Annotated in this window: 25 protein-coding genes; 14 read left to right on the top strand and 11 right to left on the bottom strand. The window is 54.0% G+C overall.

All coding sequences use genetic code 11. The features are described from left to right. Positions 1–106 precede the first annotated feature (106 nt). Positions 107–670, top strand: a complete 564-nt coding sequence (gene smrA / locus ETG88_RS04955) for a DNA endonuclease SmrA (protein WP_100780340.1) — start codon at positions 107–109, stop codon at positions 668–670. Positions 671–675: 5 nt separating this feature from the next. Here smrA and tcp read toward each other — a convergent pair whose 3' ends face one another. After that, positions 676–2,334, bottom strand: coding sequence for a methyl-accepting chemotaxis citrate transducer (gene tcp / locus ETG88_RS04960; protein ID WP_129034920.1), 1,659 nt, complete (start codon positions 2,332–2,334; stop codon positions 676–678). A gap of 107 nt (positions 2,335–2,441) precedes the next feature. Here tcp and ETG88_RS04965 point away from each other — a divergent pair, with 107 nt between their 5' ends. Next, positions 2,442–3,308: an aldo/keto reductase family oxidoreductase gene (locus ETG88_RS04965; RefSeq protein ID WP_129034824.1), complete on the top strand. Its 867-nt coding sequence runs from the start codon at positions 2,442–2,444 to the stop codon at positions 3,306–3,308. A 32-nt stretch (positions 3,309–3,340) separates the two neighbouring features. Here ETG88_RS04965 and ETG88_RS04970 read toward each other — a convergent pair whose 3' ends face one another. Then, entirely contained in the window at positions 3,341–3,550 is a 210-nt protein-coding gene (locus ETG88_RS04970) for a hypothetical protein (protein WP_100780337.1), read from the bottom strand. Positions 3,551–4,231: 681 nt separating this feature from the next. Here ETG88_RS04970 and ETG88_RS04975 point away from each other — a divergent pair. Next, positions 4,232–5,074 carry a hypothetical protein gene (locus ETG88_RS04975; RefSeq protein ID WP_129034825.1) on the top strand — a complete coding sequence of 281 codons (843 nt, stop codon included), beginning with the start codon at positions 4,232–4,234 and terminating at the stop codon, positions 5,072–5,074. On the opposite strand, the gene ETG88_RS04980 is transcribed toward ETG88_RS04975, so the two are convergent. Continuing rightward, entirely contained in the window at positions 5,064–5,360 is a 297-nt protein-coding gene (locus tag ETG88_RS04980) for a putative quinol monooxygenase (RefSeq protein WP_129034826.1), read from the bottom strand. The genes ETG88_RS04975 and ETG88_RS04980 overlap by 11 nt on opposite strands. Positions 5,361–5,484: 124 nt before the next feature. On the opposite strand from ETG88_RS04980, the gene umuD reads away from it, so the two are divergent. The 3 genes from umuD (at position 5,485) to ETG88_RS04995 (ending at position 8,159) form a co-directional block, all read left to right on the top strand. Further along, entirely contained in the window at positions 5,485–5,919 is a 435-nt protein-coding gene (gene umuD, locus ETG88_RS04985) for a translesion error-prone DNA polymerase V autoproteolytic subunit (protein ID WP_100780333.1), read from the top strand. Continuing rightward, a complete protein-coding gene (gene umuC / locus ETG88_RS04990) occupies positions 5,903–7,165 on the top strand; it encodes a translesion error-prone DNA polymerase V subunit UmuC (RefSeq protein ID WP_129034827.1) in 1,263 nt (420 codons plus the stop codon). Before umuD ends, umuC begins: the two co-directional genes overlap by 17 nt. Positions 7,166–7,226: 61 nt before the next feature. Beyond that, on the top strand, positions 7,227–8,159 hold the full coding sequence (locus ETG88_RS04995) for a zinc-dependent alcohol dehydrogenase family protein (protein WP_129034828.1): 933 nt from the start codon (positions 7,227–7,229) through the stop codon (positions 8,157–8,159). Here the strand turns inward: ETG88_RS04995 and ETG88_RS05000 are convergent. Next, a complete protein-coding gene (locus ETG88_RS05000) occupies positions 8,146–9,180 on the bottom strand; it encodes an AI-2E family transporter (protein ID WP_100780330.1) in 1,035 nt (344 codons plus the stop codon). The two genes, ETG88_RS04995 and ETG88_RS05000, sit on opposite strands and share 14 nt — an antisense overlap. A 142-nt stretch (positions 9,181–9,322) precedes the next feature. Here ETG88_RS05000 and ETG88_RS22625 point away from each other — a divergent pair, with 142 nt between their 5' ends. The 4 genes from ETG88_RS22625 (at position 9,323) to ETG88_RS05020 (ending at position 12,532) form a co-directional block, all read left to right on the top strand. Continuing rightward, a complete protein-coding gene (locus ETG88_RS22625) occupies positions 9,323–9,493 on the top strand; it encodes a protein YdgV (protein WP_095281878.1) in 171 nt (56 codons plus the stop codon). 117 nt (positions 9,494–9,610) lie between these two features. After that, positions 9,611–9,973 carry a multidrug/spermidine efflux SMR transporter subunit MdtJ gene (gene mdtJ / locus ETG88_RS05010; protein ID WP_100780329.1) on the top strand — a complete coding sequence of 121 codons (363 nt, stop codon included), beginning with the start codon at positions 9,611–9,613 and terminating at the stop codon, positions 9,971–9,973. After that, on the top strand, positions 9,960–10,289 hold the full coding sequence (mdtI, locus tag ETG88_RS05015) for a multidrug/spermidine efflux SMR transporter subunit MdtI (RefSeq protein WP_100780328.1): 330 nt from the start codon (positions 9,960–9,962) through the stop codon (positions 10,287–10,289). Before mdtJ ends, mdtI begins: the two co-directional genes overlap by 14 nt. A gap of 83 nt (positions 10,290–10,372) precedes the next feature. After that, the gene (locus ETG88_RS05020) at positions 10,373–12,532 is read left to right on the top strand and encodes a bifunctional diguanylate cyclase/phosphodiesterase (protein ID WP_129034829.1); all 2,160 of its coding nucleotides are present in this window, start codon (positions 10,373–10,375) and stop codon (positions 12,530–12,532) included. Position 12,533: 1 nt separating this feature from the next. Here ETG88_RS05020 and ETG88_RS05025 read toward each other — a convergent pair whose 3' ends face one another. The 6 genes from ETG88_RS05025 to ETG88_RS05045 all read right to left on the bottom strand — a co-directional run bounded on the left by ETG88_RS05025 (position 12,534) and on the right by ETG88_RS05045 (position 17,829). Beyond that, on the bottom strand, positions 12,534–13,355 hold the full coding sequence (locus ETG88_RS05025; protein WP_100780326.1) for a trypsin-like serine peptidase: 822 nt from the start codon (positions 13,353–13,355) through the stop codon (positions 12,534–12,536). Between the two features lie 102 nt (positions 13,356–13,457). Next, positions 13,458–13,541, bottom strand: coding sequence for a small membrane protein YdgU (ydgU, locus tag ETG88_RS22680; RefSeq protein WP_095281883.1), 84 nt, complete (start codon positions 13,539–13,541; stop codon positions 13,458–13,460). A 91-nt stretch (positions 13,542–13,632) separates the two neighbouring features. Beyond that, positions 13,633–14,031 (bottom strand): acid resistance repetitive basic protein Asr, encoded by a 399-nt coding sequence (asr, locus tag ETG88_RS05030; protein ID WP_095281884.1) that lies wholly within the window; start codon positions 14,029–14,031, stop codon positions 13,633–13,635. Between the two features lie 149 nt (positions 14,032–14,180). Beyond that, positions 14,181–15,665, bottom strand: coding sequence for a carboxypeptidase M32 (locus tag ETG88_RS05035; RefSeq protein WP_129034830.1), 1,485 nt, complete (start codon positions 15,663–15,665; stop codon positions 14,181–14,183). 268 nt (positions 15,666–15,933) lie between these two features. Next, positions 15,934–16,992, bottom strand: coding sequence for an alkene reductase (locus ETG88_RS05040; protein ID WP_129034831.1), 1,059 nt, complete (start codon positions 16,990–16,992; stop codon positions 15,934–15,936). Between the two features lie 255 nt (positions 16,993–17,247). Next, positions 17,248–17,829 carry an isochorismatase family protein gene (locus tag ETG88_RS05045; RefSeq protein ID WP_102103606.1) on the bottom strand — a complete coding sequence of 194 codons (582 nt, stop codon included), beginning with the start codon at positions 17,827–17,829 and terminating at the stop codon, positions 17,248–17,250. Between the two features lie 157 nt (positions 17,830–17,986). Here ETG88_RS05045 and ETG88_RS05050 point away from each other — a divergent pair, with 157 nt between their 5' ends. Then, positions 17,987–18,874: a LysR family transcriptional regulator gene (locus ETG88_RS05050; RefSeq protein ID WP_129034832.1), complete on the top strand. Its 888-nt coding sequence runs from the start codon at positions 17,987–17,989 to the stop codon at positions 18,872–18,874. Positions 18,875–18,998: 124 nt separating this feature from the next. Further along, positions 18,999–19,745, top strand: coding sequence for an SDR family oxidoreductase (locus ETG88_RS05055; RefSeq protein ID WP_129034833.1), 747 nt, complete (start codon positions 18,999–19,001; stop codon positions 19,743–19,745). A gap of 95 nt (positions 19,746–19,840) precedes the next feature. Here ETG88_RS05055 and ETG88_RS05060 read toward each other — a convergent pair whose 3' ends face one another. Beyond that, positions 19,841–20,305, bottom strand: a complete 465-nt coding sequence (locus tag ETG88_RS05060; protein WP_129034834.1) for an NUDIX hydrolase — start codon at positions 20,303–20,305, stop codon at positions 19,841–19,843. Between the two features lie 111 nt (positions 20,306–20,416). Here ETG88_RS05060 and ETG88_RS05065 point away from each other — a divergent pair, with 111 nt between their 5' ends. Beyond that, positions 20,417–20,821: a YybH family protein gene (locus ETG88_RS05065; protein WP_129034835.1), complete on the top strand. Its 405-nt coding sequence runs from the start codon at positions 20,417–20,419 to the stop codon at positions 20,819–20,821. Positions 20,822–20,875: 54 nt separating this feature from the next. Then, a complete protein-coding gene (locus ETG88_RS22260; protein WP_164971764.1) occupies positions 20,876–21,562 on the top strand; it encodes a hypothetical protein in 687 nt (228 codons plus the stop codon). The last annotated feature ends 54 nt before the right edge of the window (positions 21,563–21,616 follow it).

Genomic DNA, 21,616 nt, shown 5'->3' on the forward strand with positions numbered 1-21,616 from the left:
TTAATACATATCTGCGCGTTATTATTTTTTCAGGGCGCTCGGCTGATATTGAGACGCTCGCCGGGCGCAGGTATAGTACGCCTTCAGATGTAGCGGGAGGAGCACCATGAAACCTGACGACAAATCGCTTTTTCTTGACGCCATGGATGATGTCCAGCCGCTGAAGCGCAGTACCGATATTAACTGGCAGCCGAGCCGCAATCCGCGTGCCCGCCAGCGTATCGACACTACCCAGCTCGATAATTTCCTCACCCTCGGCTTCCTCGATGTTCTGCCGCTTTCCGAACCGCTGATGTTTCAGCGCGAAGGCGTTCAGCGGGGAGTCATTGATAAGCTACGCACGGGTAAATACCCGCGTCAGGCCAGCCTGAACTTATTACGCCAGCCGGTGGAGCAGTGCCGTCAGATGCTGTTTGCATTTATTCAGCAGGCGCAGCAGGACAGTTTACGCAATCTGATTATCATCCACGGCAAGGGCCGGGAAGAGGGCTCGCATGCCAATATCGTGCGCAGCTACCTGGCGCGCTGGCTGGCGGAATTCGACGCCGTGCAGGCCGTCTGCGTTGCGCTGCCCCATCATGGCGGCAGCGGTGCGTGCTATGTAGCCTTACAAAAATCGGACGACGCTAAGCTGGAGAACCGGGAGCGGCACGCAAAGCGCAGCCGCTAAGTGCATCAAAAAGTTTCCCAGTTGCCATCTCCGGCGGAGGCTGCCGCCGGGCGCAATACCTGCGGTGTTTTCAGGTTTGCCGCGCGCGGGGAGATCGTCTGCGTTTGCACGTTCAGGCGAAATGCGGCGACGGCCTGGCGCAGCTGTTCCGCCTGATCCTCCAGCGCCGCTGCCGCCGTAGCGGACTCCTGCACCAGCGCGGCGTTTTGCTGCGTCACGCTATCCATCTGCGAAACCGCCAGACTCACCTGCTCAATACCGCGACTCTGTTCATCGGACGCCGATGCGATTTCACCCATGATATCGGTTACGCGGGTGACAGCTGCGACGATCTCTTTCATGGTTTCCCCGGCCTCACTCACCTGGCCGGAGCCGGTATTCACCCGGCTGACGGAATTTTCGATCAGTGCTTTGATCTCCTTCGCCGCCTGTGCGCTGCGGCTCGCCAGGGTGCGAACTTCCCCGGCGACCACGGCAAATCCGCGCCCTTGTTCACCGGCTCGCGCCGCTTCCACCGCAGCGTTCAGCGCCAGAATATTCGTCTGGAAGGCGATGCTGTCGATCACGCTGGTAATGTGCGCAATTTGCTGGGAGCTGTCGGCAATTTCGGTCATCGTGCGAATTACGTTATCCACCACACGCCCGCCGCGATCCGCCGTCTCCGATGCGTTTTTCGCGAGCAGCGTCGCCTGGCGCGCGTTATCAGAGTTCTGTTTCACCGTCGCCGTCAGCTCTTCCATACTGGCCGCCGTCTCTTCCAGCGAAGAGGCCTGCTGCTCGGTACGGGCCGAGAGATCATTGCTGCCCGCGGCGATTTCGCCCGCGCCGGTGTAGATAGAATCGGTACTGCCGCGCACCGCGCTGACGGTCGTAACCAGCGACGTCTGCATCTCATGCAGCCCTGCCGCCAGCTGGCCCATCTCGTTACGGCTGTCGATGGAAATAGCTTGTGTTAAATCACCGCTGGCGATGGTGCGAATATGATTCATCACGCTGCGCAGAGGTTTCAGCAGCAGGTGCTGTAATCCTTGCCAGAACACAATCAGTACCGCTACCACCACCAGGAAAATGGTGCCCAGCGTCCACTGCATATGGGTAAAGCTGTTCTGGTTCTCTTTGGCCGCCGCTTTCAGCAGAGTGTTGTTTTCCGCCCGCCATTGGGTGTAGACGGCTTCCATTCCATCCTGCGCCTGCTGCGCGTCGAGATCGCCATACGCCTGATAGTTATCCGCGCGCAGATACTCAATCGACAGGCGCATCACTTCATGCATTTGGGTGTACGCTTTTTGCATTTCAGCCGTGAGTTCCGGGCGCTGGCCCTTCACCGGAGGCATGGCCTGCCAGGTGCTGTAGTAGTTTTCCGCTTTGGTCAGCGAATCGCTGGCGTTACCGAGCAGCTTATTGATCGCCGCCAGAGAGGCCGGGTCGCGCTGATTTTTGAGGTAACGAATGGCGACGCGCGTGACCGTGACGCGAGTTTTGACCAGCGTGTTGACGCTGTCGCTCAGGCTCTCCTGCTGTGCATTCAGGTTGCCTGAGTTCTGGAAGTTATGACGGTCATTGCTGACAGCGGAATAAAACAATCCCCCCGTGACGACTTGCAACAGGCAGAATATAGTGAGAGCAAAGACAATCCCGGTAATAACGTGCAGATTTTTCAGCATGACGGAAGCCCATTTGATGTGCAGAAGTTGCATCATTGTTATCGACGTAGTAGGGCTAAACTTTAATTTTACTACTGCTTAATTGGCAGTCAGACAGGTAGACGCATATGACCCGTATTGAGAAAAGTGGCAGTTATACGTTAGGGACTCGCGCGGTTAACCGACTCGGCTATGGCGCGATGCAGCTTGCTGGTCCCGGTGTATTTGGTCCGCCAAAAGACAAAGCGGCTGCGCTGGCAGTGCTGCGTGAAGCGGTGGCGGCAGGGGTGAATCATATTGATACCAGTGATTTCTACGGCCCGCATGTGACCAATCAGCTGATTCGGGAAGCACTGCATCCGTACCGTGACGATCTGACGCTGGTAACGAAAATTGGTGCCCGTCGCGGAACTGACGCCTCCTGGCTGCCGGCCTTTTCGGCGCAGGAGCTGACGCAGGCGGTGCACGATAACCTGCGAAACCTGCAGCTGGACGTGCTGGATGTGGTGAATTTACGCATCATGTTTAGCGCTCACGGCCCTGCAGAGGGATCGATCGAAGAACCTTTAACCACGCTTGTGGAATTACAGCGTCAGGGTCTGGTACAACACATTGGGCTGAGCAATGTTACTGCCACGCAAATTGCGCAGGCGCAGCGCATCACGCCGATTGTCTGCGTGCAGAATCTCTACAACATCGTGAATCGTCGCGACGATGCGCTGATCGATGAGCTGGCGGAGCAGGGGATTGCCTATGTGCCGTTCTTCCCGCTGGGGGGATTCACGCCGCTGCAATCGTCCGGCCTTCAGGTGGTTGCTGATTCACTGGGTGCCACGCCAATGCAGGTTGCACTGGCATGGCTGCTGAAACGCTCGCCGAATATTCTGCTGATTCCTGGCACTTCGTCGGTGGCGCATCTGCGCGAAAACCTGGCAGCTGGCGATCTGGTGCTGCCGGATGACGCTCTGGCTGCCCTGAACGCGCTGGCGGAATAACTAGCCAGCCAGTTAAACCGGCGGCCACGTCTTTATTCCGTGGCCGCTTCCGTCATTCGGCTTCTTCTGTGCAGCTCTAGCGCCTCAGCAATAATTTCCTGCTTACTCAGCCGCGTTTCATACGCCGTGGCTCTGACATATTCGACCAGCGTGGATTCAATCCTCGCGCTTAACATTTTTAAGTTAGCATCCTTTGCTGTACCGCGTGCTACACGCTTGTCCGGGTAATCTCGGCTTGGCATTGCTCAAGTCCTCCAAACGTTGTCTTGTTAATTTGTGCTGTGAAATATGCGTGGAGAGTGATTACAAGTCAACTTTCTGAAACTGCGGTTTAATTTGTATTAAATCCGTTAAAAACGCGCCTGGTTTTTGTGCCGATTTTCATTTGAAAGGGGAAAGACTTGAGTATGGAAAGTGTGCAAATCAGCGGAAAATAATCATCCGGTTTTGCATAGTGTGTAAACGCTTCCATTCTCGGGGTGAGGTCCTGCGTGAGAGCTTCTGGCTTAATCATAAATCTGCTCAATGAATTACAGGGATGTAAACAATTAAACATCACCTCAACGTGGGATCTTTACCTATGCAATAAAATGCTTTTTTATGCACTTTAAAATCGGAAAGTCCCATTTTTCGTCGATAGTGCGCCTGAGAGAGGGCGTGAAAGATGTAACATTTCTGCAAAGAATGGTTGCAAGAGCGGGCGTAAAAACAGCATAAAATTCTGAAAAAGTTTTATTTTAGTGAGTTTGTAGTGTCTATTTTTTATGTGAAGTGATGATTTTTATTTATGTTAGTGTGCTATGTTTTTTATTGTAGTGTGCATTAAGTGTATGTTGTGTCTGCAAAGGGATACTGGCAATTAACAACCCCATTATTAATCTGTGTTATCCTTTGCGGATTGGCGCTATCAGGAAGTCCTCGGCATGTATCACCTTTTCTTGGAATTCGATAATCTTGAACCCGGCGTGAAGTCTGTCGAAGATCTGAAGTATGTCATCCGTGATGATAAGCACACCGCCTTTGTGATGAGTGCGGTGGTGGCCAGATTTATCAAAGATGCGTTGATCATGAACCACACTATCATCAGTCTGAAGAACTGCCGTTTCGCCTTTGCGAACGGGGCAGAGTTCGTCGAATTTGACAGCAAAGGTCGGTCAAGGCGCTTCACCGACACACCGGACTGGTTCATTACACCTGGCGCGTTTGCGCGCTCCCAGTGGCTGGTGAACCATGAGCTTCACGATCTGATGACGCCGCAGTTTATCTCTACCTTTCTGGAGATGTTCTCCGATGTGAAAAAACGTCGGGAGCACTGCAATCTGCTGTTTGATTTGCAACTCGAAGAAAGCCCTCAACGCGGGAGAAGCGGTGCGAAAGCGGCCAGCAAAACCCGTGGCTCCACGAAACAGAAGATTTCTGATTTAAGCTCGTTTGAATTATTCAGCCAGTTCTTTAACCGCCTCAAAACAGCCGTCGAGGCCAACCAGTTTCCCACGGTGCAGGTGCTGACGGGCATCGACGACGTCGCCAAAGTGCCCGCCACGCTGAAGAGCGCCGTGCGCACCTGGTTTAAAGCGATTTCGTCCGAGCTGCCGCCCAACAGCAAAAGAGTGGGGGCCGGTAACCCCGAGCTGTTTTGCGCACCGGTCCGTGCCCAAATCCAGCACATCGAAGCCTACGGCGTTGAGCGTTATTACAAGAAGCTGTCGAAGGCGATTGCCGAAGGCGGCGAGCGGTATATCGCTGATTTCACGTTTAAACTGTAGGGCTGAAACTGCCCATCAGAATAAAGGTTGGCGCTTTTCGCTGGTGCTGGTTAATCATCGGCACCAGTCGTCTGAAGTGTTCGCTCGCGCAATGTGCATCCAGCGCGGCACGATCCGGCCACTCTTCGATAAAAACGAATTGCCCGGCATCTTTCTCGTCCACATATAAATCGTAGGCAATGCACAGCGGCTCCCGTTTGGTGGCCTCCACCAGCGCGCGGTAGAGCGGGAGTACGGTCTCAATGGCTTCCGGTTTAATAAAATCTTCCGCGATGACTTTCAGCATGATCTCTCCTTTTTAAATTCCGTGTGACTTCAACGGCTTCATTTTCGCGGGCCAGAATCGACTTGATCTGATCGCTAAATGCATAATACTGTATTTATATACAGTTATTATTGAGTTGGCTATCATGAATCCTGTTTTTTCATGTGAACATAAAGAAATCATCGAATTACCGCTTTTCCTGGAGCGCGTCCCGTGCGGGTTTCCCAGTCCCGCGCAGGATTATGTCGAAGATCGTCTCGATCTGAACAAATTGCTCATCGCACATCCCAGTGCGACCTATTTTGTGAAAGTGAGCGGGGATTCCATGATCGGCGCAGGGATTGGCGACGGGGATCTGCTGGTGATCGACCGATCGTTAACGGCAGAACATGGCGATATTGTGGTGGCGGCGATTGCGGGGGAGTTCACCGTGAAAGAGCTGCGCACCCGCCCGTACCTCCATCTGCTGCCGCACAACAAGCATTACTCTCCCATCGTTTTCCAGTCAGAGGACGAGCTGCAGCTCTTTGGGGTGGTAACGCACACCGTGAAATCGCACAAACATGTTCGCGCTCGTTGACGTCAACAGCTTCTACACCTCCTGTGAGACGGTGTTTCGCCCCGATCTGCAGGGCAAACCGGTGGTGGTGGTGTCCAACAACGACGGATGCATTATTTCCCGCTCGGCAGAAGCTAAAAAGCTTGGCATCAAGATGGGTGCGCCTTACTTCAAGATCAAAGATGAACTGCGACGGCAAAAAGTGGCGGTGTTTAGCTCCAACTACGCCTTGTATGCGGACCTGAGCCATCGCGTGATGACGATCCTGGCGGAGATGGCGCCTGCGATTGAAGTGTATTCCATCGATGAGGCCTTTATTAATGTCTCCGGCGTGGCAAACTGCATCGCGCTTGAGACGTTTGGCCGTCAGATCCGCGAGCAGATCCTGAAAAATACCGGGCTGACCGTTGGCGTCGGTATCGCGCCGACCAAAACCCTCGCCAAGCTGGCCAACTTTGCGGCCAAAACCTGGCGTAAGACCGATGGCGTGGTAGATCTGTCCGATCCGGATCGTCAGAAAAAGCTGCTCGCGCTGGTGCCGGTGGGCGAAGTGTGGGGCGTGGGGCGGCGCATCGGCAAAAAACTCAATCAGATGGGCATTGAAAACGCGCTGCAGCTGGCGGAGTGCTCAACCTGGGTGATCCGTAAACATTTCAATGTGGTACTGGAGCGCACGGTGCGTGAGTTGCGCGGCGAGCCTTGTCTGGAAATCGATGAATTCGCGCCAGTGAAACAGCAGATCATCTGTAGCCGCTCCTTTGGGCACCGTATTACGGAGTACCGCGAGATGCAGCAGGCGGTGTGCGCTTACGCGGAACGTGCCGCCGAGAAGCTACGGGCAGAAAAGCAGTTCTGCTGCGTGATCAGCGTGTTTATGCGCACCAGCCCGCACGCGGAAAATGAAGTGTTTTATGGCCCTCAGGCCAGCGGTCGTCTGGCGATCCCGTCGAACGACACGCGCGATATCATCCGCGTCGCCAGCCATGCGCTGGAGCGGATCTGGCAGGACGGTTTTCGCTATATGAAAGCGGGGGTGATGCTGAGCGATTTTTTCAGCCAGGGGGTCGCGCAGCTGAATTTGTTTGATGAATACCAGCCGCGAAACAATAGCCAGGCGCTGATGCAGACTATCGATCGGCTCAATCTCTCCGGGCGTGGAACGGTCTGGTTTGCCGGTCAGGGCAGCCAGAAAAGCTGGGCGATGAAACGCGAAATGCTGTCGCCGGGGTATACGACACGCTACGCCGATTTGCCTGTGGCAAAATAGTCGTTTCCCTCGTCGCGCGAGACATTAAACTCGTGCGGTTTAACTCTGCTTGGGGCCGCTGATGAACAACGTTGCGCTAATGTACCGCCGTTTTGGTGAGCCGGAATCGGTGCTGCAACTGGAAACCTCCCGCTGCGGGCCGCTGGCTCCCGGCCAGTTACGGGTGCAGATGCTGTTCGCGCCGGTCAACGCCTCGGATCTGATTCCCATTACCGGGGCTTATCGCCATCGCACGCCGCTGCCTGCCATTGCGGGTTACGAGGGGGTTGGGGTGGTGATTGACGGGCCGCCCGACTGGACCGGTAAACGGGTGCTGCCGCTGCGCGGACAGGGAACCTGGCAGCAGGTGGTGGATTGCCCGGCGGATCTGGCGGTTCCTGTGCCCGACTTTATCGATTCCGTGCTTGCCGCGCGCGCGTACATTAACCCGCTGGCCGCGCAGCTGATGTTGAAACACTCTCCGCCACGGGGAAAACGCGTGCTGCTGACGGCCGCCGGATCGGACTGTGCGCTCCTGCTGGGACAGTGGGCGCTTCAGGCGGGGGCCGAATCCGTGTACGGCATTCATCGTTCAGCGGTTCACGCCGACCGGCTGGCAGCGCGGGGGATCACGCCAATATCACACCATGACACGGCGGCGATCCACGCCATCGCCAAAGAGACGGATATTGTCTTCGACGCCACGGGTGGCGAGGTGGCCGAGCAGATCCTGAATTCGCTGCCTGCGGCAGGCGTGTTTGTCAGCTACGGTCTGCTGTCCGGGAAGCTGTTCCGGCAACAGCCGCAGGTGCGCTGGTTTCATATTCGTAATTATCTGGCGGGAATGAGCGTGGCCGAGTGGCAGGGGGAGTTTCGTGAAATCTGGCCAAAACTGCAGGCCAGCCACGGCGGGGACGCCACGCTGTTTTCCCTTACAGAGTGGCGTCCGGCGCTGACGTATTACCGCGAGGCGGGCAGGATCGCGAAGCCGGTGTTTGCGATCAGCGATGGCTGACGTCGCTCAGCAACACGGCAATACTCTGGCCGCCCACCGTCTGCTCGAGGGCAATCTTCACGATAATGGTCAGCGGCACGGAGAGCAGCATCCCGACCGGGCCGAGCAGCCAGCCCCAGAAGATCAACGATAAAAAGACCACCAGCGTGGACAGCCCCAGCCCACGCCCCATCATGCGCGGTTCGAGAATATTGCCGAACACCAGATTTATCACCAGGTATCCCGCCAGCACGATCAGGGCATCGTACAGTCCGCTAAATACCAGCACCTGAGCGATAGGGGGGATGGCGGCCAGCACCGAGCCAATGTTGGGAATATAGTTGAGCGCAAAGGCCAGCAGCCCCCAGACAAACGCGAAGCGCACGTCCAGCGCGGCAAGCATGGCCCACGCCACCAGACCCGTCACAATACTGATGGCCGTTTTCAGCACCAGGTAGCGCGAAACACTGTCCAGCGCCCGCTGAATCGCCTCCATCCCCTCAACCGGGCGAGACATCATCTGCTGCAACTTCACGGGCAGCTGCGGCACTTCAATCAGCATAAACACCACCGTCAGCAGTAGCAGGAAAATCGAGGTCATCGCGCTCGAAAGCTGTGACAGCAGCGCCGTCACCAGCGTCATGGCGGCATTGGGGTCGATGTACTTCAGTAACTCTTCCACGGAGACTTCAATCCCGGCGCGCTGCAGCCAGGGTTCGAGATGCTGTAACGGCACGACCAGCGAGGAACGGTACTGCGGCAAAGTGCGCGCCAGCTCGTTCAGGGAGGTGCCCAGATACGCCACCAGCAGCACCATGGCCAGAATAATCACCGTGATAAGCAACGTAATCGCCAGCACCCGCGGGACGCGCAGGCGCACCATACGCTGCACCAACGGGTTGAGGATCACGGCGATAAACAGTGCCAGAATAAAGGGCACAATGATGTCGGCGGCAAAACGTACCCCCGCAAGAATGATCACCAGCATGCCGAGCATGATGACAATTTTCAGTCCGTTCAGTGTAATGATGGGCTTAGCCATGTGAGTTCCCGCGTGACGCTTTTTATTTATAATAATGATAATAACGGCAACGCGCATTTTATATGCGAACGAAAATAAAACGGGCAGGGTAAAGAATTGAAAATGTTTTGAGTAAATCCTTAGCTTATGGTACAAATCAGGCGTGTTTAACTACCGAGGACAATTTTCATCCGCAATGACGAGAAGCAATACCGCGGATAATTGTAATATTATGGACAATCTGTTCAGGACGTACTTTTCAAATAACACCGCTGTATTTTCCACCTCCCTCTGCCTGCTGTCCGGTGAGCAACACTGGCGCAACGCGCTATAGTCCCGTCTTCTGCCTGAGCTGACGCCATGCGTCTGGCTATCTGATTTATTTCATATTTTTGGGTTTGTCGTTTTCGACAAGCCGCAGTGATTTATATTCTCATGCAGGAGAAGTACCATGTTTTACTGGATATTGTTAGCCCTGGCCATTATCGCTGAAATTACCGGAACCTTGTCGATGAAATGGGCAAGCGTCAGCGATGGCAACACCGGATTTATTTTAATGCTGGTGATGATTTCCCTTTCGTATATTTTCTTGTCGTTCGCGGTTAAAAAGATCGCCCTCGGCGTGGCGTATGCGTTGTGGGAGGGGATCGGTATTCTGTTAATCACGCTGTTCAGCGTGATGTTATTTGATGAAACCCTGTCAACGATGAAAATTGCCGGTCTGACCACCCTGGTCGCGGGCATTGTGCTGATCAAATCGGGCACCCGCAAAGGCAAAAAACAGCCACAGGAGCCAACTCATGCAACAGTTTGAGTGGGTACATGGGGCGTGGCTGGCACTGGCGATTGTGCTGGAAATTGCCGCCAACGTATTCCTGAAATTTTCTGATGGCTTCCGCCGTAAAGTCTACGGCCTGATGTCAATCGCCGCAGTGCTGGGGGCGTTCAGCGCGCTGTCCCAGGCGGTGAAAGGGATCGATCTTTCCGTGGCCTACGCCCTGTGGGGCGGTTTCGGTATCGCCGCAACGCTGGCGGCGGGCTGGATTTTGTTCGGTCAACGTCTGAACCGTAAAGGCTGGATTGGCCTGGTCCTGCTGCTCGCCGGCATGATCATGATAAAACTGGCCTGATGTGATCGCTGCCTGTATTTACGGGCAGCGAAATTCGCTACCTGTATTACTCTTAGAAAGAAGTGCTTTTGAGAGGGCGGCGAATGTATAACCCATTAAGCTGGCGCAATATTCCCACCGCGAAAACCCTGTTTGTCATGATTTTTATGGCCGGGATCGGCCTGATCGTTTCCATCATCGCGCTGCTTTACCTTTCCCTGCACCTCATCAGCAGTAAAACCAACGAAATAGATGAACATCGTTCGGCGCTCTCCGTACAAGGGGCGATCCAGACGTCGGCCAACCGCGTCTGGTCGCTGGTGATTGATAATGCCGTCTGGGATGATGCCGTTCGCGAGGTTTATCCCCCGGTGCTGAACACCGAGTGGCTGTACAATACCTGGGGAGCGGGCTTTAAGATCAATAATTTGTACGACGGCACCTTCGTGCTGGACGAGCATTTCAACGTGTTGTGGGGGTCGTTTCAGAGCAAAGCCTTCCACGAGAAAAACCTCGATTTTTTTGGCAATGGCCTGAAGGCGCTGATTCGCGATAACGCCGACGCGCTGCGCGCTGAGAAAAATATCTACGCCGGGATCACCCGCACGCGCCAGGGGGTAGCGTTTGTCGGCATTGGGCTAATCCGCCCGATGATTGGCCGCCTGCAGGTGCACAACGATGTGCGCCGTTACCTGGTGATCACCCGCCACCTGAATCCGCAAATACTGAGCGATCTGGGCAATACCTTTCAGATTGAAGATCTCAATTTCACCGTCGATCACACCAGCATCGCCAGCGTTCCGCTGAAAAGCTCGGCGGGCGAGCTGCTGGGCTATCTCAACTGGCAGCCGCGACTGCCCGGTGCGCAGGCGGCCAGCGCTGCGTCGAACGACATCACGCAAATTGTTACCCTGGCGGCGGGGCTGATCCTGCTGTTTATTCTGCTGAGCAGCGTCGGGCTGTACAAACTGGCGCGCGGAGAAAATCAGGCCCGGCGGGTGGCGCGGACGGACTGGCTGAGCCATCTGCCCAATCGCCGCGCCCTGATTGAGGAGCTGGAGCGGGTGAGTTTGCGCGGCGATATTGATGTCAAAAGCGTAGTCTTTATCGATCTCGATGGTTTTAAAGATGTGAATGATATTTACGGTCACGACGTGGGCGACGATCTGATCATCATGATGGCCGGCGCCCTGCGTGAACGGGTGCCGGAAGGGGGCATGCTGGCCCGCATGGGGGGCGATGAATTTGCGATGTTGATTGGCGGCGACCATTCACAGGCGCAGGCGGCGTTTGCCAGTAACGTGCTCGAATTCCTGAGTGCGCCCCTGCGCCTCGGTGAGCGCACCATTCACATCAGCGCCAGCATCGGAATTGCCAGCGGCACGCTGATCGAATGCACCAGCTCGGAGCTGTTCCGCCGGGCCGATATCGCCATGTATCACTCGAAAATTACCGGCAAGGGCCGCGTCACCCAGTATGACGCTGAACTGAACAGCGTGCGCGAGCAGCAGCTGGCGATTGAAAATGAGATCCGCAGCGGCATGGAACGCGACGAGTTCGACATCTGGTACCAGCCGATTATCGATGCGCGTAGCCAGAAAATGACCAGCGTTGAGGCGCTGCTGCGCTGGCCACGGCGTCCGGCGGGGGAGCTGGGACCGGATGTGTTTATCAGTATCGCCGAAACCAGCGGCCTGATTTATGGTTTAGGGCAGTTTGTCCTGCGTCGCGCCTGTCAGGATCTGGAGCCTTTTGGTGATTTGAAGCTGTCGGTAAATATCTCTCCGGCGCAGTTTCGCGATCCCGAATTTGAGGACAAAGTGGCGCGAATCATTGAAATGACGCGTTTTCCGGCCACGCGTCTGCAGCTGGAAGTGACGGAAACCTACGTGCTGGAAAACCCGGAGCGCGCCAGGGCGGCGATTTCGAATCTTAAAGCGCTGGGCATCGCCGTCGCGCTGGATGATTTCGGCACGGGCTACTCCAGCATCGGTTATTTGCGCCGTTTTAATTTTGACACCATCAAGATCGACAAATCACTGGCCGGGCTGGTGGATAACGACGAACAGGCGGCGGCGCTGGTGAGCGGCACCGTGCGGATTGCCAGTGCACTGGGGATGGCGGTGGTGGCCGAAGGCGTGGAAAACGAAAAGCAGATGAAACTGCTACGCCTCGCGGGCTGCGACCAGTTGCAAGGGTTCTGGTTCAGCCAGCCGATGCCCATCGAGGCGATTATGGAATTACGTGAAATCAAATATGGCTGAGCTATTCCTGCGCCAGCGCTTCCAGTTTTTCCCGAAAACCGGTCACGGATAACGCCCGGTTATCGGCGCGCCAGCGGTCTTTGGCGGCAGGCGCTGAACTTTGTACGCCAATCAACTGCCAGCCGCCGTCGGTTTTCAGCATCAGCGGAGAGCCGCTATCGCCCGGCAGCGTATCGCACTGGTGGGATAAGACGCTGTTTTGCGCCCAGCCGGTGACGATGCAGTCCGTGTGGGTGTAGAGCGAATCCAGGTGATCGACCGGATAACCCGACTGCGTGACTTTACGGTCGGCGGCTTTTAAGGCTGCCGTCAGCGCCGCTTTGTCGCCATCAAACAGAGGCAGAGGAGTGATCCCCGAGGGCGGATAGCGCAGAACAATCAGACCAAAATCCCACTCGGCTGCCGCCGGCGGCACAATCCAGCCGTCACCGTCCGGTTTTAAGCGTTTGCCTAACGACGGATCGACACGACCTTCGATGCCGTGGATCTCATAGCGCCAGAGACCTTTTTGGGAGATAAAACGCAGCGCAACGGCTTTGTCCGGCTTGCCTTTCGGTGGGATCAGTAAACAGTGCCCGGCGGTCAGGGCCAGATGAGGTGAGATCAGGGTTGCGGTGCACAGGTTGCCGCTGGCGGTTTCCAGCTGCCCGATGGCATCCCAGGGCGCCCCGGTCGGATCGGTGACACGCGTGCGGTCATCATGACCAAAGAACAGCGTTTTGATCTCTTTGGCAGCCATGGCGCTATCATCGCCATCGTCTGCATGTGCCAGGCCTGAAAAGAGACAGAACGTTCCCAGTAACAACACAACAGTTTTCCGCATATCACACTCTGGTGGGGTAATTATGATTATAAAAAGTTGAACCCTATGAAAATACTATAGACGGGACGGCGTTAAAGTGGGAGTAAAATCAGCGTGCTACAATCAGGAAAGATAAAACATGCTGGCGATAATCGCGCATAAAATAAGCGTGATAAGAATGAACTCAAACCGATAGCGCCGCAGCATACGCCCTCCGGATAAAAAAACGGCGCCGATAAATACAGCTCAGCGCCGGTTTAGCAACGTGCCCGCGAGGGGCACGGTTTAGCGAGTGCGATTACGCAGCAGGCTGTGCAGCTGGTTTAGCCGCTTCGTGTTTTACTGCTTTTTTGTGATGCTTTTTAGCAGCCTGAGCTTTCTGCTCTACAGCAGGTTTAGCAGCGGCTTTCTTGTGGTGTTTTTTCGCAGCCTGGGCTTTCTGCTCAGTTGGCGCAGCCGTAGTGGTGGTGGCGGCTGGTTTGGTTGCTGCTTTTTTGTGGTGCTTTTTAGCGGCCTGAGCTTTCTGCTCTACAGCGGCTTTCTTGTGTTTTTTGTGGTGTACAGTTTTTGCTGGCGCCGCTTTCGTGGTCGCAGCAGCAGCCGGAGCTGGGGTAGCAGACGTTGCAGCATCAGCAGCAAACGCAGCAGAAGACAGACCCATAGCAGCGGCAACAACCAGAGCTAATACTTTTTTCATTCTCATACCCTCGAATTTGGTTTCTTATTTAACCCCACTGCGGGGCCGTTGAAATAACTATATCCTTATGAATTCGAGGCTTCCGTGAGTCATTGGTATCGGCGTGTAACGGAATGTACAGCGCCGGGTACACGCCCCGGCGCGGGGGATTACAGATAGCGGGAGGTGAGGTGGTCGCGGAAGTAGCGGCTGTTAAGATCTTCCCCCGTGGCCTGGGTAATCAGTTGCGAAGTGGTGAAGCGGCTGCCGTGCTGCCAGATGTTCTGGTTCAGCCAGTCAAACAGCGCCGAGAAATCACCCTCCGCAACAGAAGACTCCAGCCCCGGCAGCGCCGTTTTCGCCGCACTGAACAGCTGTGCGGCATACATCGCCCCTAGCGTATATGACGGGAAGTAGCCAAAGCCGCCGTCGGTCCAGTGGATATCCTGCATACAGCCGTTGCGGTAGTTATCTTTTGTCGACAACCCAAGCCACGCCTGCATTTTCTCGTCCCACAGGGCCGGGATGTCGTCCACTTCGATTTCACCGTTGATCAGCGCGCGTTCAATTTCGTAACGCAATACCACGTGCGCCGGATAGCTCACTTCATCCGCATCAACACGGATATAGCCCGGTTTCACGCGCTGGTTCCAGGCGATGAAGTTCTCTTCACTAAACGCCGCCTGACTGCCAAAGCGGGTATGTACCGCCGGGAGCAGATGTTTCAGGAACGCATTGCTGCGGCCCAGCTGCATCTCGAAGAACAGGCTTTGCGATTCGTGGATGGCGGTGGAGCGCGCCAGAGCGACGGGCTGGCCGAGCCAGTTGCGCGGCAGATTTTGCTCATAGCGCGCATGGCCGGTTTCGTGCACCACACCAAACAGGGCGCTCAGCAGCTCGTCTTCATCGTAACGCGTGGTGATGCGCACATCTTCCGGCACGCCGCCGCAGAACGGATGGGCGCTGACGTCGAGACGCCCGGCGTTAAAATCGAAGCCCAGCATTTTCATCGCTTCCAGCCCCAGATCACGCTGAACGGCGGTCGGGAAAGGGCCTTGTGGCGGAACGAACGATTTTTGTGACTGCTTCTCTACCACTTGCGCCAGCAGATCGGGCAGCCAGGATTTCAGATCGCCAAACAGCACGTCGAGGCGGGCGCTGGTCATGTCTGGCTCGAAGATATCAAGCAGAGCGTCGTATGGGGTGCAGCCCTTGGCTTCGGCACGCAGACGCGCCTCTTCACGGCTGAACTTAACCACCTCTTTCAGGTTGGCTGAAAAACCCTGCCAGTCGTTAGCCGGACGCTGGGTGCGCCAGGCGTGTTCACATTTGCTCCCGGCGAGAGACTTGGCTTCCACCAGCGATTCCGGCAGCAGGGAGGCCTGCTGGAAATGGCGCGTCATTTCGCGCAGGTTGGCGCGTTCAACGTCATTAAGATCTTCACTTTCGGCAGCGGCCAGCCAGTCGCCCACTTTTTTATCCGTCAGAATTTGATGCTGTAACACGCTCATTTCCGCCAGTGCTTCCCCACGCGCCTGGCTCCCGCCCGGCGGCATCATTGCGAACATGTCCCAGCTGGCGATGGAGGAGAGATGGGAGAAACGGGAGAGACGCTGGAACGTGCGGGTGAGTTGTTGGTAGTTGTTGTTATTCATGAGGTCCTCGTGTCGGAATCGGGCGATGGTTCTGGCAATGTAACAGATATGCGCGTTTCTGACACGACGGTGAGTTAATCAACAGTGAATATTCATCTCATGGCGTATTCATGAATTTCAGCGCTGAATTGTGGAATATATATCCTGACGGGGGCGGGGCTTTTCGTGACCTGTAATATGACTAAAACTCACCGCAATTTTCATACTCGGTGCGGCGCAACAAAAAAAGATGAGCATAAATGCCCATCCTCTCTCTTCGTGCGAGAAATTAGTGCATTGCAGGATAATCCGTATATCCTTCGGCACCACCACCATAGAACGTTGCCGGATCGGCATTGTTCAGCGGTGCCCCTGTTTTAATACGACGGGTAAAGTCTGGATTAGCCAAAATCATCTGGCCATAGGATTCCAGTTCAGCAAATTCGGACTCGACATCATCGCCGATGGCTTCTCTGCTTTTGCCTGGCCGATTCAGTATCAGCGATTGGGACCACAATGCCCGCAGCTCGCTAAGCAATTCCTCATTGCCCATATGCATAATATGCAGGTAGCTCAGTCCGAGTTTATTTAGCTCAGCCACCAGATAACGATAAAGCGTCGGGCCTTCTTCACCTTCATCAATACCCCAGATCTTGCTGCCCGGCGACAGACGGATTGCCGTTTTATCTGCACCAATCTCATCGGCGATGGCTGCAGCCACCTCCAGCGCAAATCGGGCTCGATTCTCAATGGAACCACCATATTCATCTGTGCGCTGGTTAGCGCTCGGTGTCAAAAATTGATGTATCAAATAGGCATTAGCACCGTGGATTTCCACGCCGTCTGCGCCAGCTTCAATCGCGCGTCTGGCTGCGTAACGAAAATCAGCCACGGTGCTGGCGATTTCTGCCGTTGTCAGTTCTCGTGGCACCGGAATATCCTGCATCCCGGTTGCTGTAAACATCTGTACACCGGGAGCAATGGCGGACGGCGCTACGCCCTGACGATGGTGCGGGGTGTTGTCAGGATGATTCATACGCCCGACATGCATAAGCTGAATGAACATATGTCCACCCTGACGGTGAACGGCTGAAGTGATAGTTTTCCAGCCGACCACGTGCGCGTCGGTGTAAATACCCGGCGTCATCAAATATCCCTGTCCGTCATCGCTGGGTTGTGTCCCTTCTGCAATGATAAGACCCACACCGGCGCGCTGTGCGTAATATTCAACCGCAAGAGCACCCGGCGTGCCATCATATTCAGCACGGCTGCGAGTCATGGGGGCCATAACCAGGCGGTTGTTAAGGGTTAATTTCCCGAGTGTGAATGGGGTAAATATTTTATTCATTTTTCTTTTCCTGTAGGCTGAAAAATAAAGGCGGTAAATTCCCTGAGATAATAAAAAGAAATTAATTCAGCAGCCCGGCATGCTGAGGGGAAATGTAAAGGTAATAACGCTCAACGGATAAAGGGTGAACATCAAAAAAAATATAAGAGTATCACGGCGCTTTCTGTGGGGATGATATACGCTGACGTATATTTCCACTGTTCATTCCACCACAGAAAGATTTTGCTGCCGGGTCAGTGGCCAAAAGCTCAGTGTTTACTGGAAAGATTCCATTAATACCTGAACCAGTTTTTCACCCTGCGGTGTCGCCCAGCTTCCTGCCAGCTCAGCAATCAGCTGGTTCGTTGTGGTAAGCGTGATGCCATTCTTATCCATACGGCGCAGGGCGATGTCGTCGGCCATTTTGGTTGGAGAAGCACCGGCGTCCGCAACAACCTGCACGTCAAACCCGGCTGCAACCAGCGACAGCGCCGGGTATACCGTACAGACGTCGTTAGTTACGCCCGCAATAATCAGTTTTTTTCTGCCGGTTGCGTGAACGGCGGCGGCAAAGTTCTCATCGTCCATGGCATTCACAATGCCCATGCGTTTGATTCGTGCTTCAAATTCTTCTGGCAGAATGGATTTCAGTTCTTCAAGCAGCGGCCCCTGCGCATATTCTTCCATGCTGGAGGTAAGCACCACCGGCATATCCAGAATGGCGGCAGATTTAGCCAGCATCAGTGCATTGCGTTTAAGTTCGTCAAACGCCATCGATTTAGCCCAGCCCATCGTCCCGACCTGATGGTCAATCAACAGCATGGCGGCATTGTCAGCGGTGAATTTTTCAAAGCTCATAAAGGTAATCCTCTTTTGTGGTTAACTGACTGAGATAGCTAGTATTTATCAGAGTTTGTGCAGGTATCTCCTACGAATGACTAAAGTATAGCTCTGTTAATTTTTGGGATAAATAGCTAAAATCAGAATTGAATATTCCATCAATGGCACAATGAATATGGAACTTCTTAACCACATGTCCTACTTTGTCGAGGTCGTCAAAGCGCGCAGTTTTCGTGGCGCAGCTCAGGCTCTCGGCATGCCGAACTCCACCCTGTCCCGCAAAATAAATGAGCTTGAAAAGTTTATCGGCCTCAGGCTGTTACACCGGACGACGCGCAAGATTGAGCTGACTGAAGCGGGGCAGATCTATTACGAACGAAGCCGGCGCATTATTGATGAAGCGCGTCTGGCACATGAGCAGCTCGGTTCTCTCCTGGCTCAGCCACAGGGCATGTTGCGGGTCTCTTTGCCGGCCGATTTTGCGGTAGTTATTCTCGCACCGCTCATCAAAGCGTTTTCGGACTGCCATCCGGGGATAAGCTTCGATTTTGATTTAACCCCGAGAAATGTCGATTTGGTTTCGGAACCCTATGATCTGGCTATTCGCATGGGAAGTTTGCCTGATTCCGGTCTTATTGCGCGAAAGCTCGGCTCGCTCCCTCGCAGCCTCTATGCCTCCCCGGCGTATTTACGTCGTAACGGCACGCCCGACAATCCTGATGAACTGACACATCATGAATGTATTGCTATGCGCCAGGACAAGCCCGGCCACTGGTTATTACAGCGTAAAGAAGATGAAATTAGCATCACGCCGACCGGGCGTTTTCAGATGAACAGCATTGGTATGATGCGTCGTTTTGCCGAGATGGGCGCTGGCATTGCAATCCTGCCGGATAAAATTGTCGAGGAAGATGTTATCGATAATAAACTGACACGGGTTTTGCCTGACTGGCAGGCAGAAGAGGTCACCATTTATGCGCTGACTGAGACACGTCTGTTACCTGCAAAAGCTCAGGTATTCATTGAATTTCTGCGCGAGAAATTAAGCGAAAAAACGGACTGACAGAGAATAGTCTACTTTTTTGCTTAATCTGAACCGAATGGCACAAACGGGAAGACGTCTCGCTCTACTAACCTGCACTATCTCCGTCAACGTTTCATGGATCGCCAATACAGGAGCAGGTTGAATGTTGCGAGGTAAAAGAGCGGTTGTCACCGGAGGTGGCAGTGGGTTTGGTCAGGCATTGGTTGTCTGGCTGGCTCGCGAAGGGGTTGACGTGGAATTTTGCGCGCGGCGGCCAGAAGATATTCAGACAACCTGCGGTATCGTCTCAGCAGAAGGCGGGAAGGCAAGGGGCTATGTCTGTGATTTAACCCATGAGGCATCCATAGAAGAGTTCGCAGGGCTAATAACAAATTCAGATGCACCGGTCGATATCCTTATTCTCAACGCCGCACAATGGTTGTCCGGGGAATTAGAGGATCAACCCGCATCAGAATGCATTGCTACCATTAGCTCTGGTCTTACAGGCTCGATTTTACTCACTCAGGCTTTACTTCCCTGCTTAAGACGTTCCAGCTCGGCTGATATTATTTCCATCATCTCAGCATGTGGTATTCCTGGCTTTACAGATTCAATTGCACATCCGGCATTTTTTGCGAGTAAGCATGGTCTGAGCGGTTTTACGCAGACGCTGTCACACCAGCTTGCAAAGGAGAATATTCGCGTCACCGGTCTGTATCCACCCGATTTTGAAATGACCGATTTAAATGAACTGCCGAATGGCACGGTTAAAATGGGTGAGGCGTTGTTGAACGGGCGTTCAATCTGGGAAGCGGTACGTTTTGTATTGATACAGCCCCGAAGCTGCCATGTGAGTACCCTCTATTTTCAGGGACCTACGCGGGAGAATGTAGTACGCCGAAACGGATAATCCCAGGTTGTCATCTGTCTCTGCTTTTCATTTATAACTGCATGCATTTTACTTTTCGCAGACCTGGCTGCGGGTGCCAGGCGCGGATATCAGCGTCATTTTGCAGCAGTAAACACAGCTGAACCTTCAAGTATTTCAATGATCAAATCGGCTGGAAAGATGATTTCAGTGGTCTGTCTCAGCTCTTCGATTGTCCACCAGTGGTGCTCGCGAATGAGGTTCTTTTCATTGCTGCTCCATCCTGAGCGGTCGATATCCCATTGATCTGCATGAATAATAAAGAAACTCTCTTCGGCGAGAACAGTCTCCCCACTCGGCAGCATCATTTCGAAGGTTCTGGCGGCTATCTGCGGACCTGCTAAGTCTCTTGTCAGGCCCGTCTCTTCACGTAATTCGCGCAACGCAGCCTGCTCGAAAGATTCATTGTGCTCAAGCCCTCCACCAGGCGTTGCCCAGTAGGTCTTTCCACGCAGAGCGTCATCGTTATGGCAGAAGCAAAAGAGCAAAACGCGATTCTCAGGCGAAAGAACGATCAACCGGGATGACGGGCGAGTGCGCACAAAGCCTCCTGAAATAACGTGTTAATCCCAACAACTCATAAAATATAGTAGCTATACATATACACTGAGTTACCAGGTAATACAGGTGGGATACTTTACAGGATAATCATTATGCACTCACATCCGTTACGTCAGATTATCGAATCTTGTGACAGAGCAATTTCCGCTAAAGACTTTGACTCTCTGATGGAGAATTACGCTGAGGATGCTGCTCTGGTGGTGAAGCCGGGATTAACCGTCACAGGTAAAGAGAATATCCGTAAAGCGTTTATCGCCATCTCTGATTATTTTCAGGATCAACTTATTGTTGAGCAGGGAGAGATGCAGGTGATCGAAGGGGGCGGTAATGCGCTCGTTATTATGGAAACTGTACTTCGCTTTCCTGATGGCAAGGGGGGAACGGTCGAAACCACACGTCGTGCGACCTATGTTTTCAGGCAGGAAGCGGGGGAGCATTGGCTGTGTACAATCGATAATTCCTATGGCACTTCTCTGTTAGATCCTGTGACGGCCTGAAGAGAGGAGGGTACAGTGAAGGGAACTCAACCCTCTCGCCCTGGCAGGTCTGCTATGGACGCCACCCGTCTGCAAAATGCGTACAGCGCGACGAATCAGAAAACCCTCGCGCTCTGGCGGGAAAACCCCGCTATCGGAGAGATCAGGAAACAGCATTACTACGATCCTGACAAACTGGCGCTTGCAACGGGCATACAGCCGGTATTGCCCGAGCCTGTGGTATGCCTCATTCGCGAACTGGAGCAACGCACGGAGGGCGATCGACTGGCCGATGTTCTCCCTGTCAGTAGCGTCCATTTTACTTTTCTGCCTCTGACTCTGCCGCTGTATGAAGAAAAGGAGTCGCTGCCGGAAAAAACAGGGCAGTTGACCGATATCTGGCGTGAATATCAGGGAAAGCACATTGTGATCCGGCAGCTAAGGCTGGTGGCACTGCCCAGTCAATTACTGCTGGCAGGTATCCCCGATGATCCCGCCATTGCCCTGCGCCAGTCATTCTGCGAGAGCGTTTTAAATTCCCAATGGAAAGATGAGCTGCTGCTGCGCCATACGGGCAGCCCTTTGCCCGCTCCGTTCTGGCACAGCACACTGTTGCGATATAGCGCAGCGTTTTTACCCATGCAACTGCGCGAGTTTTTTGTCCGGCATCAGACGGTCGATTTCGGCGAAGTTTCGGGAGCGTTGGCGTTAGCGAGAGTTAACTATAATTGGACTAAGTGCTTAATAAATAAGTTCGAATGATGTCAGTGGTTGAAAAATGTTTAACAACGGGCACTAATCAGATTGTTGATATCA

It is taken from the genome of Lelliottia nimipressuralis (assembly GCF_004115925.1).
Classification (GTDB): Bacteria; Pseudomonadota; Gammaproteobacteria; order Enterobacterales; family Enterobacteriaceae; genus Enterobacter; species Enterobacter nimipressuralis.